This window comes from Enterobacter hormaechei ATCC 49162, assembly GCF_001875655.1.
In the GTDB taxonomy this organism is placed as follows: Bacteria; Pseudomonadota; Gammaproteobacteria; order Enterobacterales; family Enterobacteriaceae; genus Enterobacter; species Enterobacter hormaechei.
In genome coordinates, this window is the sequence record NZ_MKEQ01000001.1 from 3,159,385 (window position 1) to 3,176,446 (window position 17,062).

Annotated in this window: 10 protein-coding genes, 2 tRNA genes and 3 rRNA genes; 11 read left to right on the forward strand and 4 right to left on the reverse strand. The window is 53.9% G+C overall.

The features are described from left to right. Positions 1–122: 122 nt before the first annotated feature. Entirely contained in the window at positions 123–1,286 is a 1,164-nt protein-coding gene (fadA, locus tag BH712_RS15705; protein WP_006808595.1) for an acetyl-CoA C-acyltransferase FadA, read from the reverse strand. A gap of 9 nt (positions 1,287–1,295) precedes the next feature. Then, positions 1,296–3,485 (reverse strand): fatty acid oxidation complex subunit alpha FadB, encoded by a 2,190-nt coding sequence (gene fadB, locus BH712_RS15710; protein WP_032673452.1) that lies wholly within the window; start codon positions 3,483–3,485, stop codon positions 1,296–1,298. A gap of 190 nt (positions 3,486–3,675) precedes the next feature. Here fadB and pepQ point away from each other — a divergent pair, with 190 nt between their 5' ends. The 11 genes from pepQ (at position 3,676) to BH712_RS15770 (ending at position 15,316) form a co-directional block, all read left to right on the forward strand. Then, positions 3,676–5,007: a Xaa-Pro dipeptidase gene (gene pepQ, locus BH712_RS15720; RefSeq protein ID WP_032673451.1), complete on the forward strand. Its 1,332-nt coding sequence runs from the start codon at positions 3,676–3,678 to the stop codon at positions 5,005–5,007. Further along, on the forward strand, positions 5,007–5,621 hold the full coding sequence (locus BH712_RS15725; protein ID WP_006808592.1) for an IMPACT family protein: 615 nt from the start codon (positions 5,007–5,009) through the stop codon (positions 5,619–5,621). The genes pepQ and BH712_RS15725 overlap by 1 nt, the downstream gene beginning before the upstream one ends. A 42-nt stretch (positions 5,622–5,663) precedes the next feature. Further along, entirely contained in the window at positions 5,664–7,115 is a 1,452-nt protein-coding gene (gene trkH / locus BH712_RS15730; protein ID WP_006808591.1) for a Trk system potassium transporter TrkH, read from the forward strand. Between the two features lie 10 nt (positions 7,116–7,125). Then, positions 7,126–7,671, forward strand: coding sequence for a menaquinone-dependent protoporphyrinogen IX dehydrogenase (gene hemG, locus BH712_RS15735; protein WP_032673450.1), 546 nt, complete (start codon positions 7,126–7,128; stop codon positions 7,669–7,671). 356 nt (positions 7,672–8,027) lie between these two features. Beyond that, a 16S ribosomal RNA gene (locus BH712_RS15740) occupies positions 8,028–9,569 on the forward strand. Between the two features lie 70 nt (positions 9,570–9,639). Next, positions 9,640–9,716, forward strand: a tRNA-Ile gene (locus tag BH712_RS15745). A 106-nt stretch (positions 9,717–9,822) separates the two neighbouring features. Further along, positions 9,823–9,898 (forward strand) — tRNA-Ala (locus tag BH712_RS15750). Between the two features lie 170 nt (positions 9,899–10,068). Next, a 23S ribosomal RNA gene (locus BH712_RS15755) occupies positions 10,069–12,974 on the forward strand. Between the two features lie 187 nt (positions 12,975–13,161). Further along, positions 13,162–13,277, forward strand: a 5S ribosomal RNA gene (gene rrf / locus BH712_RS15760). Together the 16S, 23S and 5S rRNA genes with 2 tRNA genes alongside form the textbook arrangement of a ribosomal RNA operon. Before the next feature lie 127 nt (positions 13,278–13,404). Next, a complete protein-coding gene (locus tag BH712_RS15765) occupies positions 13,405–13,857 on the forward strand; it encodes a DUF4385 domain-containing protein (protein WP_006811623.1) in 453 nt (150 codons plus the stop codon). A 151-nt stretch (positions 13,858–14,008) separates the two neighbouring features. Further along, the gene (locus BH712_RS15770) at positions 14,009–15,316 is read left to right on the forward strand and encodes an MFS transporter (protein WP_006811622.1); all 1,308 of its coding nucleotides are present in this window, start codon (positions 14,009–14,011) and stop codon (positions 15,314–15,316) included. On the opposite strand, the gene BH712_RS15775 is transcribed toward BH712_RS15770, so the two are convergent. Both BH712_RS15775 and pssA read right to left on the reverse strand, forming a co-directional pair. Then, positions 15,313–15,636: a YfiM family lipoprotein gene (locus BH712_RS15775; protein WP_006811621.1), complete on the reverse strand. Its 324-nt coding sequence runs from the start codon at positions 15,634–15,636 to the stop codon at positions 15,313–15,315. The two genes, BH712_RS15770 and BH712_RS15775, sit on opposite strands and share 4 nt — an antisense overlap. Before the next feature lie 44 nt (positions 15,637–15,680). Beyond that, positions 15,681–17,036, reverse strand: coding sequence for a CDP-diacylglycerol--serine O-phosphatidyltransferase (pssA, locus tag BH712_RS15780; protein WP_006811620.1), 1,356 nt, complete (start codon positions 17,034–17,036; stop codon positions 15,681–15,683). Between the last annotated feature and the right edge of the window lie 26 nt (positions 17,037–17,062).

The following is a 17,062-nucleotide window of genomic DNA, read 5'->3' on the forward strand; positions in this document are numbered from 1 at the left end:
GCTGCGCTCGTTCACCCGAATCACTTACTCATGTAAGCTCATCGGGATTCGCTCGCTTGCCGCCTTGTTCTGACGTCATTGGCTTTGAGATACTTTTCCTTATTTACACTCTCTCAATTAATTTAAACCCTCTCAAACACCGTCGCGATCCCCTGACCCAACCCGATACACATCGTTGCCAGCCCGAACTGGGCATCTTTGCGTTCCATCAGGTTAATCAGCGTGGTACTGATACGCGCCCCGGAGCAGCCCAGCGGGTGACCGAGGGCGATCGCGCCGCCGTTGAGGTTAATCTTCTCGTCGATCTGATCCATCAGTCCCAGATCTTTAATGCACGGCAGGATCTGCGCGGCGAAGGCTTCGTTCATCTCGAACAGGTCGATATCACTGGCGCTCAGCCCCGCTTTTTTCAGCGCCAGTTTTGACGCCGGAACCGGGCCGTAACCCATGATGGAAGGATCGCAGCCCACGACCGCCATCGAACGCACGCGGGCGCGTGGCGTCAGGCCTAATTCGCGGGCGCGGCTTTCGCTCATCACCAGCATCGCGGCGGCACCGTCGGACAGAGCAGACGAGGTGCCCGCCGTTACCGTGCCGGTGACCGGATCGAATGCCGGACGCAGGGTAGAAAGCGCTTCGACCGTGGTTTCCGGGCGGATAACTTCGTCGTAGCTGAACTGCTTCAGTACGCCGTCTGCATCGTGACCACCGGTTGGGATGATCTCATTCTTAAAGGCACCGGACTGCGTGGCGGCCCAGGCGCGGGCATGCGAACGCGCGGCAAAGGTATCCTGCATCTCACGGCTGATGCCGTGCAGACGGGAGAGCATCTCGGCGGTCAGGCCCATCATACCGGCGGCTTTCGCCACGTTGCGGCTCATGCCCGGGTGGAAATCGACCCCGTGGCTCATCGGCACGTGGCCCATGTGCTCAACGCCGCCCACCAGGCAGGCCTGCGCATCGCCGGTCATGATCATGCGGGCTGCGTCGTGCAGCGCCTGCATTGACGAACCGCACAGGCGGTTGACGGTGACCGCCGGAACCGAATGCGGGATCTCCGCCAGCAGGGACGCGTTACGGGCGATGTTGAAGCCCTGCTCCAGCGTCTGCTGGACGCAGCCCCAGTAAATATCATCCAGCGCAGCGGGATCCAGCGCCGGGTTACGTGCCAGCAGGCTACGCATCAGGTGCGCAGAGAGATCTTCCGCTCGCACGTTACGGAACGCGCCGCCTTTTGAACGGCCCATTGGGGTGCGAATCGCATCAACAATGACAACCTTTTCCATTGTGACTCCTTAAGCCGTTTTCAGCGCGCCAACCGGACGGGCTGGCTCAACTGCGGGATAGTAGGGTTCGTTATGGCGCGCTTTGTTGCGCAGACCTTCCGGCACCTCATAAAGCGGGCCGAGGTGCTGGTACTGCTGAGCCATATCGAGATAGCGGGCGCTGCCAAGCGTATCCAGCCAGCGGAACGCGCCGCCGTGGAACGGAGGGAAGCCCAGGCCGTACACCAGCGCCATATCCGCTTCTGCCGGGCTGGCGATAATGCCCTCTTCGAGGCAGCGCACCACTTCGTTTATCATTGGAATCATCATGCGGGCGATGATCTCATCGTCGGTGAAGTCGCGTTTCGGCTGACTGACGTCGGCCAGTAGGCCATCCACCGCGGCATCTTCTTCTTTCTTCGGTTTACCTTTGCTGTCTTCTTTATAGCGCCAGAAGCCCAGACCGTTTTTCTGCCCGAAGCGGTTGGCGTCGAACAGCGCATCAATGGCGTCGCGATAATCTTTCTGCATCCGCTGCGGGAAGCCCGCCGCCATCACCGCCTGGGCGTGATGGGCCGTATCGATGCCGACAACGTCCAGCAGATACGCCGGGCCCATCGGCCAGCCGAACTGTTTTTCCATCACTTTGTCGATTTTGCGGAAGTCTGCACCGTCGCGCAGCAGCTGGCTGAAACCAGCGAAGTACGGGAACAGCACGCGGTTAACGAAGAAGCCCGGGCAGTCGTTAACAACGATCGGTGTTTTGCCCATCTTGCTCGCCCACGCCACCACTTTGGCGATGGTTTCGTCGGAGGTTTTTTCCCCGCGAATGACTTCAACCAGCGGCATGCGGTGCACCGGGTTAAAGAAGTGCATCCCGCAGAAGTTTTCCGGGCGCTTCAGTACGCTCGCCAGTTCGCTGATAGGAATGGTGGAGGTGTTAGAGGCCAGCACGGTTTCCGGACGCACCTTGTCTTCGGTTTCGGCCAGCACCGCTTTTTTCACTTTCGGGTTCTCAACGACTGCTTCAACCACCACGTCCACACGGTCGAAACCGCTGTACTCCAGCACTGGCTGAATGGTTGAGATCACGCCGGAGAGTTTCAGACCGTCAATTTTGCCGCGCTCAAGCTGTTTATTCAGCAGCTTGGCCGCTTCGGTCATGCCCAGCGTCAGGGATTTCTCATTGATGTCTTTCATCACCACCGGCACGCCTTTCCAGGCCGACTGGTAAGCGATGCCGCCACCCATGATACCGGCGCCGAGTACCGCCGCGTGTTTTGGCGTCTCAACGCTTTTGGTCAGCTGTTTGGCTTTGCCCTTCACGAACTGATCGTTGAGGAAGATACCAACCAGCGCGCGGGCTTCGTTGGTGTGCGCCAGCGGAACAAAGCTCTGGTTTTCCAGCTTCAGGGCTTCATCACGGCCCAGACGGGCAGCCGCTTCAATGGTTTTCACCGCCGTGATCGGCGCCGGGTAGTGTTTACCCGCCGTCTGCATCACCATGCCTTTGGCGATGGTGAAGCTCATGGTGGCTTCAATTTTGCTGAGCTTTAACGGCTCCAGCTTCGGCTGACGTTTGGCTTTCCAGTCGAGATCGCCGTTAATCGCCTGACGCAGAATGGCGACGGCGCCTTCAACAAGCTTCTCAGGTTTGACGACGCCGTCCACCAGGCCAATTTTCTGCGCCTGGTCAGCTCCCACATCTTTACCTGCGGCAATGATTTCCAGCGCGCTATCGGCACCCAGCATACGTGGCATACGCACCGAGCCGCCAAAGCCCGGCATAATGCCCAGTTTGGTTTCCGGCAGGCCGATGCGCAGATCCGGCGTCGCCAGACGATAATCGGTTGCGAGTACGCACTCACAGCCGCCGCCCAGCGCATAGCCATTTACGGCAGAGATCGTTGGAACAGGCAGATCTTCCAGACGATTAAAGACGCTGTTGGCGAAGTGCAGCCACTGGCTTAGCTGTTCTTCGGGTACCAGGAACAGCGACAGGAATTCGGTGATATCCGCGCCAACGATAAAGGCCGCTTTGTTGGAGCGCAGCAGCAGCCCTTTCAAATCTGATTGCTTTTCAAGTACATCCAGCGCCTGGCCAAGACTGGCCACCGTCGCGGTATCAAGCTTGTTCACTGAGCCGGGGGCATCGAACACCAGTTCGGCAATGCCATCTTCCAGCCAGTCTACGTACAGGGTGTCGCCTTTGTAGAGCATGTCGGTCTCCTGAATCCAGCAATTGGATCTGGTCATACCAGATGAAACGGAGTGTGGAATTTATGTTAATAAAATGCAAATTAGTCATTAAGAAATTGCTGCGCTGATCACGGTCGGTGGAAATCACGCAGCCGGAGTGAGGTGTGCTAAGATGCGATGACTTGAGGTCAAAAAAACGAAAGGAAGAATGATGGACTCACTGGCTTCGCTTTATAAAAATCATATCGTTACCCTACAGGAACGTACCCGCGATGTACTGGCCCGCTTCAAGCTGGATGCCCTGCTGATCCACTCCGGCGAGCTGATGAATACTTTTCTTGATGACCATGCTTATCCCTTCAAGGTTAACCCGCAGTTTAAAGCCTGGGTGCCTGTCACGCAGGTTCCAAATTGCTGGCTGCTGGTGGATGGCGTGAACAAGCCGAAACTGTGGTTCTACCTGCCGGTCGATTACTGGCACAACGTGGAACCGCTGCCGACCTCATTCTGGACCGAAGAAATTGACGTGATTGCGCTGCCAAAAGCGGACGGCATTGGCAGCCAGCTGCCAGCGGCGCGCGGCAACATCGGCTACATTGGTCCGGCTCCTGAGCGCGCGCTGGGTCTGGATATTCCGGCAGATAAACTCAACCCGAAAGGCGTACTGGATTATCTGCACTACTATCGCGCCTACAAGACGGACTATGAACTTTACTGCATGCGTGAAGCGCAAAAAACGGCGGTGAATGGTCACCGTGCGGCGCATGAAGCGTTCCAGTCCGGCATGAGCGAGTTCGATATTAATCAGGCCTACCTGACGGCGACCGGCCACCGCGATACCGATGTGCCGTACAGCAACATCGTAGCGCTGAATGAACATGCCTCGGTTCTGCACTACACCAAACTGGATCATCAGGTTCCGGCTGAGATGCGCAGCTTCCTGCTGGATGCAGGCGCAGAGTACAACGGCTACGCGGCAGACCTGACCCGTACCTGGGCGGCGAATGCAGATACCGATTTTGCGCAATTAATTAAAGATGTGAACGATGAACAGCTGGCGCTGATTGGCACCATGAAGGCCGGAACCAGCTACGTGGATTATCACATTCAGTTCCATCAGCGTATCGCTAAACTGCTGCGTAAGCACCAGATTGTCAAAGACATGAGCGAAGAAGCGATGGTTGAGAACGATCTGACCGGGCCATTTATGCCGCACGGTATCGGCCACCCGCTGGGTCTACAGGTTCATGACGTTGCGGGCTTTATGCAGGATGATACCGGTACGCACCTGGCGGCACCGTCTAAATATCCTTATCTGCGCTGCACCCGCGTTCTGGCGCCGCGTATGGTATTAACCATTGAGCCGGGCATCTACTTTATTGAATCCCTGCTGGCGCCGTGGCGTGAAGGGCAATTCAGCAAGCACTTCAACTGGGAGAAAATTGAAGCGCTGAAGCCGTTTGGCGGCATTCGTATCGAGGATAACGTGGTTATCCATGAAAACAGCATCGAGAACATGACGCGAGATCTGAAGCTGGCCTGATGGAAAGCTGGCTGATACCGGCTGAGCCGGTCACCTTTGTTGAGGAAATCAAGAAAAGCCGCTTTATCACGCTGTTGGCGCATACCGACGGCGTGGAGGCGGCGAAGGCGTTCGTCGAGTCCGTCCGCGCGCAGCATCCTGACGCACGTCACCACTGCGTGGCGTGGGTCGCAGGGCCGCCAGACGACTCACAGCAGCTCGGGTTTTCTGATGACGGTGAACCGGCGGGCACGGCCGGTAAACCCATGCTCTCCCAGTTGATGGGCAGCGGCGTGGGTGAAATCACCGCCGTCGTTGTTCGCTACTACGGGGGCATTTTGTTAGGCACCGGAGGTCTGGTTAAAGCCTACGGTGGTGGTGTCCAGCAGGCGCTTAATCAGCTGATAACGACCCGCAAAACGCCACTTACCGAATATACTTTGTTATGCGATTACGCCCAGCTTTCGGGTATCGAAGCACTGCTTAAACAGTTTAACGGTGTCATCGCACACAGTGATTATCAGGCAATGGTGCAATTACGCGTGGCGCTTCCTCAGGCGGAACTGGCTGCTTTTTCAGCAAAACTCGCTGATTTTAGTCGCGGTTCATTGCAATTACTGCCGATTGAAGAATAATCCCCAACCTCACAATATTGAATACCTAAGGAAGCGGCAGAGATGCATTTTCGTGCCATTACCCGAATCGTTGGATTGCTGGTCATACTTTTCTCCGGGACGATGATCATTCCCGGACTGGTGGCGCTCATCTACCGGGACGGTGCGGGGCGTGCATTTACGCAAACCTTTTTTGTCGCGCTGACGATTGGCTCTCTGCTGTGGTGGCCAAACCGTCGTGAGAAAGGTGAACTGAAATCCCGGGAGGGTTTTCTGATTGTGGTCCTGTTCTGGACGGTACTGGGAAGCGTGGGTGCGCTGCCGTTTATCTTCTCTGAACAACCGAATCTCACCGTCACGGATGCGTTTTTTGAATCGTTCTCCGGATTAACGACCACCGGGGCCACCACGCTTGTAGGGCTGGATTCGCTCCCACATGCGATTCTCTTTTACCGGCAAATGCTCCAGTGGTTCGGCGGGATGGGGATCATCGTCCTGGCGGTGGCTATTCTGCCGATTCTGGGCGTCGGGGGGATGCAGCTTTACCGGGCAGAGATGCCCGGCCCGTTGAAAGATAACAAGATGCGCCCGCGTATTGCGGAAACGGCGAAAACCCTGTGGCTTATTTATGTCCTGCTGACGGTGGCCTGCGCGCTGGCGCTGTGGTTTGCCGGGATGCCTGCGTTTGATGCTATCGGACACAGCTTTGCGACTATCGCTATCGGCGGGTTCTCCACCCACGATGCCAGCGTTGGTTACTTCGACAGCCCGACAATCAATACCATCATTGCCATCTTCCTGCTGATCTCAGGTTGTAACTACGGTCTACACTTCTCGTTGCTTAGCGGACGTAGCCTGAAGGTGTACTGGCGCGACCCGGAATTCCGGATGTTTATTGGTGTCCAGCTGACCCTGGTGGTTATCTGCACCCTGGTCCTGTGGTTCCATGACGTCTATAACTCGGCGGTCACGACCCTGAACCAGGCCTTCTTCCAGGTGGTATCGATGGCGACAACCGCCGGTTTTACCACGGACAGTATTGCGCGTTGGCCGCTGTTCCTGCCGGTGCTGCTGTTGTGCTCTGCGTTTATCGGCGGGTGCGCCGGGTCGACGGGCGGGGGGCTGAAGGTTATTCGTATTCTGCTGCTGTTCAAGCAAGGGAACCGTGAGTTGAAACGTCTGGTCCACCCGAATGCGGTTTACAGTATCAAGCTGGGGAACCGTGCGCTGCCGGAACGTATCCTCGAAGCGGTATGGGGATTCTTCTCCGCTTATGCGCTGGTTTTTATTGTCAGTATGCTGGCGATTATCGCCACGGGCGTGGATGATTTCTCTGCCTTCGCCTCTGTGGTGGCAACGTTAAACAACCTGGGACCGGGGCTGGGCGTCGTGGCGGATAACTTTGCCAGTATGAACCCGGTGGCGAAGTGGATCTTAATCGCCAATATGTTGTTTGGGCGTCTTGAGGTCTTTACGTTGCTGGTGCTGTTTACCCCAACATTCTGGCGTGAGTAAGGAGACATTGGTGAAAACGTTAATTCTTTTCTCAACGCGTGACGGGCAAACGCGTGAGATTGCTTCATATCTGGCTTCTGAACTCACAGAGCTGGGCATTTATTCTGATGTGGTGAACCTGAATCGCACAGAGCAGATTGCCTGGCAGGATTACGACCGCGTGGTGATTGGCGCGTCGATTCGTTATGGCCATTTCCATCCTGCGCTTGATCGCTTTGTGAAAAAGCATACGGCGGAGCTCGCTAAGCTGCCTGGCGCGTTTTACTCGGTCAACCTGGTTGCCCGTAAAGCGGAGAAGCGTACCCCGCAGACCAACAGCTATACGCGCAAGTTTTTGCTAAGTTCGCCATGGCAGCCCGATATCTGTTCTGTCTTTGCTGGCGCGCTGCGTTACCCGCGTTACCGCTGGTATGACCGCTTTATGATCCGCCTGATCATGAAGATGACGGGCGGCGAAACGGATACGCGTAAAGAGGTGGTTTATACCGACTGGGCTCAGGTCGCCAGTTTTGCCCGTGAAATTGCGCGTTTAACGGACGATTCGCGGGTTAAATAAGCGTTGAGTTTGAAAAGTGAGCGAACAAAAAGTTTTTTGTATTTAGTGCTTGTCACTTCAGAAGAACTCCCTATAATGCGCCTCCACTGACACGGAACAACGGCACGCAAGCCGCCGGGTCAGCAGAGAAAAGCAAAATAAACGCTTGACTCTGAAGCGGGAAAGCGTAATATGCACACCCCGCGCCGCAGCGAAAACGAAGCGGCACTGCTCTTTAACAATTTATCAGACAATCTGTGTGGGCACTCAAAGTGACATGGATTCTTAAATGTCCTCGGACACTAAATGAATACCAAGTCTCAACGAGTGAACACGTAATTCATTACGAAGTTTAATTCATTGAGCATCAAACTTTTAAATTGAAGAGTTTGATCATGGCTCAGATTGAACGCTGGCGGCAGGCCTAACACATGCAAGTCGAACGGTAACAGGAAGCAGCTTGCTGCTTTGCTGACGAGTGGCGGACGGGTGAGTAATGTCTGGGAAACTGCCTGATGGAGGGGGATAACTACTGGAAACGGTAGCTAATACCGCATAACGTCGCAAGACCAAAGAGGGGGACCTTCGGGCCTCTTGCCATCGGATGTGCCCAGATGGGATTAGCTAGTAGGTGGGGTAACGGCTCACCTAGGCGACGATCCCTAGCTGGTCTGAGAGGATGACCAGCCACACTGGAACTGAGACACGGTCCAGACTCCTACGGGAGGCAGCAGTGGGGAATATTGCACAATGGGCGCAAGCCTGATGCAGCCATGCCGCGTGTATGAAGAAGGCCTTCGGGTTGTAAAGTACTTTCAGCGGGGAGGAAGGCGATAAGGTTAATAACCTTGTCGATTGACGTTACCCGCAGAAGAAGCACCGGCTAACTCCGTGCCAGCAGCCGCGGTAATACGGAGGGTGCAAGCGTTAATCGGAATTACTGGGCGTAAAGCGCACGCAGGCGGTCTGTCAAGTCGGATGTGAAATCCCCGGGCTCAACCTGGGAACTGCATTCGAAACTGGCAGGCTAGAGTCTTGTAGAGGGGGGTAGAATTCCAGGTGTAGCGGTGAAATGCGTAGAGATCTGGAGGAATACCGGTGGCGAAGGCGGCCCCCTGGACAAAGACTGACGCTCAGGTGCGAAAGCGTGGGGAGCAAACAGGATTAGATACCCTGGTAGTCCACGCCGTAAACGATGTCGACTTGGAGGTTGTGCCCTTGAGGCGTGGCTTCCGGAGCTAACGCGTTAAGTCGACCGCCTGGGGAGTACGGCCGCAAGGTTAAAACTCAAATGAATTGACGGGGGCCCGCACAAGCGGTGGAGCATGTGGTTTAATTCGATGCAACGCGAAGAACCTTACCTACTCTTGACATCCAGAGAACTTAGCAGAGATGCTTTGGTGCCTTCGGGAACTCTGAGACAGGTGCTGCATGGCTGTCGTCAGCTCGTGTTGTGAAATGTTGGGTTAAGTCCCGCAACGAGCGCAACCCTTATCCTTTGTTGCCAGCGATTCGGTCGGGAACTCAAAGGAGACTGCCAGTGATAAACTGGAGGAAGGTGGGGATGACGTCAAGTCATCATGGCCCTTACGAGTAGGGCTACACACGTGCTACAATGGCGCATACAAAGAGAAGCGACCTCGCGAGAGCAAGCGGACCTCATAAAGTGCGTCGTAGTCCGGATTGGAGTCTGCAACTCGACTCCATGAAGTCGGAATCGCTAGTAATCGTGGATCAGAATGCCACGGTGAATACGTTCCCGGGCCTTGTACACACCGCCCGTCACACCATGGGAGTGGGTTGCAAAAGAAGTAGGTAGCTTAACCTTCGGGAGGGCGCTTACCACTTTGTGATTCATGACTGGGGTGAAGTCGTAACAAGGTAACCGTAGGGGAACCTGCGGTTGGATCACCTCCTTACCTTAAAGAACCTGCCTTTGCAGTGCTCACACAGATTGTCTGATGAAAAACAGCAGTAAAAAACCTCTACAGGCTTGTAGCTCAGGTGGTTAGAGCGCACCCCTGATAAGGGTGAGGTCGGTGGTTCAAGTCCACTCAGGCCTACCAAATTCTCCCTGAATACTGCGTTGCGAAATAACTCACATACTGAAGTATGCTTCGTTATTCCACGCCTTGTCTCAGGAAGAATTACCGGTACAGAGGTGACTACGATGGGGCTATAGCTCAGCTGGGAGAGCGCCTGCCTTGCACGCAGGAGGTCTGCGGTTCGATCCCGCATAGCTCCACCATCTTTTACTGCGAACACAAGAAAACTTCAGAGTGAACCTGAAAAGGTGCACTGCGAAGTTTTGCTCTTTAAAAATCTGGATCAAGCTGAAAATTGAAACGACACACAGCTCATGTGTGTTCGAGTCTCTCAAATTTTCGCAATCAGAAGTGAAACATCTTCGGGTTGTGAGGTTAAGCGACTAAGCGTACACGGTGGATGCCCTGGCAGTCAGAGGCGATGAAGGACGTGCTAATCTGCGAAAAGCGCCGGCGAGGTGATATGAACCTTTGACCCGGCGATGTCCGAATGGGGAAACCCAGTGTGATTCGTCACACTATCGTTAACTGAATACATAGGTTAACGAGGCGAACCGGGGGAACTGAAACATCTAAGTACCCCGAGGAAAAGAAATCAACCGAGATTCCCCCAGTAGCGGCGAGCGAACGGGGAGCAGCCCGGAGTCTGAATCAGCGTGTGTGTTAGTGGAACGGTCTGGAAAGTCCGACGGTACAGGGTGATAGTCCCGTACACGAAAATGCACATGCTGTGAACTCGAAGAGTAGGGCGGGACACGTGGTATCCTGTCTGAATATGGGGGGACCATCCTCCAAGGCTAAATACTCCTGACTGACCGATAGTGAACCAGTACCGTGAGGGAAAGGCGAAAAGAACCCCGGCGAGGGGAGTGAAAAAGAACCTGAAACCGTGTACGTACAAGCAGTGGGAGCCTCTTTATGGGGTGACTGCGTACCTTTTGTATAATGGGTCAGCGACTTATATTCTGTAGCAAGGTTAACCGTATAGGGGAGCCGAAGGGAAACCGAGTCTTAACTGGGCGTTAAGTTGCAGGGTATAGACCCGAAACCCGGTGATCTAGCCATGGGCAGGTTGAAGGTTGGGTAACACTAACTGGAGGACCGAACCGACTAATGTTGAAAAATTAGCGGATGACCTGTGGCTGGGGGTGAAAGGCCAATCAAACCGGGAGATAGCTGGTTCTCCCCGAAAGCTATTTAGGTAGCGCCTCGTGAACTCATCTTCGGGGGTAGAGCACTGTTTCGGCTAGGGGGCCATCCCGGCTTACCAACCCGATGCAAACTACGAATACCGAAGAATGTTATCACGGGAGACACACGGCGGGTGCTAACGTCCGTCGTGAAGAGGGAAACAACCCAGACCGCCAGCTAAGGTCCCAAAGTCATGGTTAAGTGGGAAACGATGTGGGAAGGCACAGACAGCCAGGATGTTGGCTTAGAAGCAGCCATCATTTAAAGAAAGCGTAATAGCTCACTGGTCGAGTCGGCCTGCGCGGAAGATGTAACGGGGCTAAACCATGCACCGAAGCTGCGGCAGCGACGCTTATGCGTTGTTGGGTAGGGGAGCGTTCTGTAAGCCGTTGAAGGTGGCCTGTGAGGGTTGCTGGAGGTATCAGAAGTGCGAATGCTGACATAAGTAACGATAAAGCGGGTGAAAAGCCCGCTCGCCGGAAGACCAAGGGTTCCTGTCCAACGTTAATCGGGGCAGGGTGAGTCGACCCCTAAGGCGAGGCCGAAAGGCGTAGTCGATGGGAAACAGGTTAATATTCCTGTACTTGGTGTTACTGCGAAGGGGGGACGGAGAAGGCTATGTCAGCCGGGCGACGGTTGTCCCGGTTTAAGCATGTAGGCGGAGGTTCCAGGTAAATCCGGTACCTTGTTAACGCTGAGGTGTGATGACGAGGCACTACGGTGCTGAAGTGATAAATGCCCTGCTTCCAGGAAAAGCCTCTAAGCATCAGGTAACACGAAATCGTACCCCAAACCGACACAGGTGGTCAGGTAGAGAATACCAAGGCGCTTGAGAGAACTCGGGTGAAGGAACTAGGCAAAATGGTGCCGTAACTTCGGGAGAAGGCACGCTGATATGTAGGTGAAGCCCCTGCGGGCGGAGCTGAAATCAGTCGAAGATACCAGCTGGCTGCAACTGTTTATTAAAAACACAGCACTGTGCAAACACGAAAGTGGACGTATACGGTGTGACGCCTGCCCGGTGCCGGAAGGTTAATTGATGGGGTTAGCGGCAACGCGAAGCTCTTGATCGAAGCCCCGGTAAACGGCGGCCGTAACTATAACGGTCCTAAGGTAGCGAAATTCCTTGTCGGGTAAGTTCCGACCTGCACGAATGGCGTAATGATGGCCAGGCTGTCTCCACCCGAGACTCAGTGAAATTGAACTCGCTGTGAAGATGCAGTGTACCCGCGGCAAGACGGAAAGACCCCGTGAACCTTTACTATAGCTTGACACTGAACACTGGTCCTTGATGTGTAGGATAGGTGGGAGGCTTTGAAGCGTGGACGCCAGTCTGCGTGGAGCCGCCCTTGAAATACCACCCTTTAATGGCTGGTGTTCTAACGTAGACCCGTGATCCGGGTTGCGGACAGTGTCTGGTGGGTAGTTTGACTGGGGCGGTCTCCTCCCAAAGAGTAACGGAGGAGCACGAAGGTTGGCTAATCCTGGTCGGACATCAGGAGGTTAGTGCAATGGCATAAGCCAGCTTGACTGCGAGCGTGACGGCGCGAGCAGGTGCGAAAGCAGGTCATAGTGATCCGGTGGTTCTGAATGGAAGGGCCATCGCTCAACGGATAAAAGGTACTCCGGGGATAACAGGCTGATACCGCCCAAGAGTTCATATCGACGGCGGTGTTTGGCACCTCGATGTCGGCTCATCACATCCTGGGGCTGAAGTAGGTCCCAAGGGTATGGCTGTTCGCCATTTAAAGTGGTACGCGAGCTGGGTTTAGAACGTCGTGAGACAGTTCGGTCCCTATCTGCCGTGGGCGCTGGAGAATTGAGGGGGGCTGCTCCTAGTACGAGAGGACCGGAGTGGACGCATCACTGGTGTTCGGGTTGTCATGCCAATGGCACTGCCCGGTAGCTAAATGCGGAAGAGATAAGTGCTGAAAGCATCTAAGCACGAAACTTGCCCCGAGATGAGTTCTCCCTGAGACTTTAAGTCTCCTGAAGGAACGTTAAAGACGATGACGTTGATAGGTCGGGTGTGTAAGCGCAGCGATGCGTTGAGCTAACCGATACTAATGAACCGTGAGGCTTAACCTTACAACGCCGAAGATGTTTTGGCGAAGAGACAGATTTTCAGCTTAGATTCAGAGTCCGAAGGATTTTGCGCTGAGACAAGGCGGCAGACGAAGGAAAGGAAGGAGCATACTGAGGTATGTGACTGACTTTACGAGAGCAGCCAACGCAGTATCAGTGCGAAAGACACAGGACAGAGCACAGGAATTTGCCTGGCGGCTTTAGCGCGGTGGTCCCACCTGACCCCATGCCGAACTCAGAAGTGAAACGCCGTAGCGCCGATGGTAGTGTGGGGTCTCCCCATGTGAGAGTAGGGAACTGCCAGGCATCAATTAGAAGAACCCCGTACCGAAAGGTGCGGGGTTTTTTGCTTTGTGCGCGCAAAACATGCCGGATAGCGGCTTCCCCTTATCCGGCCTACAATTGTTAAAACAATTTTAACAATGGTGCCGCTTTGACTCGTCCTTTTGATTATCAACAAGATTTTGCCAATATAAATTTTCGCGAACATCCCGAACGGTACCAGGTTGGCCGGGGTGAGCAGGGCGTATTGATGGTCGAGCCTTATAAAAGCGAAATCCTGCCGCACTGGCGTTATAAAAATGCTGAAGTCGCAGCGCGTTCGGCAGAAGAGATCTACGCCCTCTTTGAAGAGTACCGCAGGAATAACGATTTTGTAGGTATGGATATGGCGCGTAAATTCATACAGATGGGATACACTCGTGCCCGGCGATACGCCAATCATAAAGGCGGAAAAAAGTATGATGAGAAGCGCCAGGTCAAACCCCTCGATCACGATCCAGTGAAAGCAGAAGCCGCTGCGGTATTCAAAACGTGGTGGGATAAAATTCGTGCTGATGAAGATTATTTGCAGCGAAAAAAGGCGCACCAGCAAGCGTGGGGATAGTTACTACGTCCGCTAATAATTTGATACCTGATCGAGTTCACAAAATTTAATGAAACATCTTGGAAACATTTTATTTACCTAACGATTCGTTTTAAATCCGGTTTTACTGGTTGTGGGCAATGGCCCGCAATGTGAGACAGGGGATTTTAAAATGACAGAAACCGTAGCCAGTGCAGATACGGATAATACCAGTTTAGCAGGCAAGGATACTCGCCGTCGGGTTTGGGCAATCGTTGGGGCTTCATCGGGGAACCTTGTAGAGTGGTTTGATTTTTACGTCTATTCATTCTGTTCACTCTACTTTGCGCATATCTTTTTCCCGTCAGGGAACACCACAACTCAGCTTCTGCAAACCGCAGGCGTTTTTGCCGCCGGGTTCCTGATGCGTCCCATTGGCGGATGGCTGTTCGGCAGGATTGCGGACAGGAAAGGACGTAAGACATCCATGCTCATCTCCGTTTGCATGATGTGCGTCGGCTCGCTGGTGATTGCCTGCCTGCCCGGATATGACACTATCGGAACATGGGCACCCGCGTTGTTGCTGCTGGCACGTCTTTTCCAGGGGCTGTCAGTAGGCGGCGAATACGGCACCAGTGCGACATACATGAGCGAAGTGGCTGTTGAAGGGCGCAAAGGTTTCTATGCATCATTCCAGTATGTGACGCTCATTGGTGGGCAACTGCTGGCGTTACTGGTTGTGGTGATACTTCAACAGATCCTTAGCGATGAAGATTTACGCGCCTGGGGCTGGCGCATCCCGTTTGCCATGGGGGCAGCCCTGGCGGTTGTGGCGCTGTGGTTACGCCGTCAGCTTGATGAAACCTCCCAACAGGAGGTCAGGGCGTTGAAAGAAGCCGGTTCGATGAAAGGACTGTGGCGAAACCGCAAAGCATTTTTGATGGTATTAGGCTTTACCGCCGCAGGCTCACTAAGCTTCTATACCTTCACCACCTATATGCAAAAATATCTGGTCAATACCACGGGCATGCATGCTAACGTTGCGAGTGTCGTCATGACGGTAGCGTTACTGGTCTTTATGCTCATCCAGCCGATCGTCGGCGCACTGTCGGACAAAATAGGTCGCCGCACTTCCATGCTGATCTTTGGCGGCATGCTCACCCTGGGTACCGTTCCGCTTTTGACCGCGCTACAGCATACAACCTCTCCGTATGCCGCTTTTGCTTTGATCATGGTGGCGCTCATTATTATCAGCTTTTACACGGCAATCAGTGGCATTTTGAAAGCGGAAATGTTTCCCGCACAGGTGAGGGCGCTGGGCGTAGGTCTCTCTTATGCGGTCGCTAACGCCCTGTTCGGTGGTTCGGCAGAGTATGTCGCGCTATCGCTTAAGTCATGGGGGAGTGAAACGACCTTCTTCTGGTATGTCACCGTTATGGGCGCGCTGGCGTTCATTGTCTCGCTGATGCTGCATCGCAAAGGAAAAGGTATTCGTCTTTAATAATGCGCCATCTGCCAGACAGCGTAGCCGGTTGTTGCTCCGGCTACGTCCCAGGCAAAATCTTTCCAGCTCCAGCCGCTTCCTGAGGGGCGGCTATCCCAAAGTTCTTTTGATGCTCCCAGGCTGAGGGAGAACATCAGGCCGATTGTGGCACTTCGATCCCGGCTATACCCCTGATGCAGCGCATATTCATTACCCGCAGCGGACAACATTGCAGATGCGAGAAAGTGTTGAGCTTTATCCTGACCGGACCAGTTATCATTTGCCATATGACTGCAACCGGTCAGGAAAAGAGGGATTACCAGGAAAGGCGTACGCATTTACAGGCTCCATAAAAAAGCCCCGTCAATGACAGGGCCGTGTATTACAGAATGCGGCTGATGAGGCGATCGATACGGATCCGGCGTAGACGGCGAATCAGCTTGCGGACTTTCACCGGATAGTCAGCGATGCTTTGCAGATCGCGATAATGACGAACCACGGTAGTATGGGTGCGTATCAGCTCCAGTTCACGATCGCGTTTCGCAGCTAATGCATGCTGAGGATCGTGAATAAGAATGGCGTTTTCTAAATCCAGGCGCCAGGCGCGTGGGTTCAGGTTATTACCGGTCAGCAGCATCCACTCATCATCCACCCACATCCCTTTGAGGTGATAGCTGTTGTCTTCATCTTTCCAGAGACGCACCACCAGCTGGTCAGTGTTCACATAGTACTGTAAACGGCTCAGGAAGCGACGCAGGTTAATCTCATAGAGATAAGGCAGTGCGCCGATGATCTTGAAAGGCTGATCTTCCGGAATGAAAAAGTCGTTTGCCGTTTTATCTCCGACAATGATTTCCACCTTTTTACCATCACGCAGCAGCTGAATGATATTACGCACCAGGACGGCGGGAAGGTTAAAATATGGGGTGCAGATGGTGAGCTTATGCTCTGCGCACGGCATCAAATGGAAGATTGTCTTGTTCAGGAGGCTCGATTTACCCAGACCTACCAGAGGCGTAACGGACAACTCTTCATTGTTGGCATCACCCTGAAAACGATAAACCGCATCGCGCAGTTCCTGGCGGAAGGAGCGAACGTCGTTTTTGATTTCCGGGCTTTTCGGGCGATGAGGATCGTCAAGACGGTGCACACCCCGGCCATGTACCAGGTTTTTATCAACCCAGTTGAACATGATGTCGGCCATCTGCGGATTACGGATCAGATGGTAGCGATCGTAACGGTATTTATCGAGCTGATGGAGATAAACATCATTCAGGCTGGCGCCGCTATAAAGGACGCTGTCATCAATGATAAATCCTTTAAAATGAAGAACGCCAAGCGCTTCACGGGTATTCACAGGTACGCCATAAACCGGAATATCAATACCCGGATTTTCCTGGGCCGTGCGGCAATACCAGTCAGCATTGGTATTCGAGGCAGCCGCACCAATACGGCCACGCTGAGCACGGTGCCAGTCAACCAGCACGCGAACATCCAGTTCCGGACGCTGACGTTTCGCTTCATAGAGCGCGTTCAGGATCGCACGCCCACCTTCATCTTGTTCAAGATAAAGCGCCACGATGCAAATACGTCGCGTCGCGCTGGCAATCTTTTCCAGAAGCGTCTCCCGGAAATGAGCGGGAGCATAAAAGAACTCTACATCATCAACTGACTGAGAAATCTTCGGTAGTTGAGCAAGGTGTTGTTGATGTTTGTTACGCTTAAATTTTGACAACATCACAGTGCGTTTCTTCTCTGTTCATT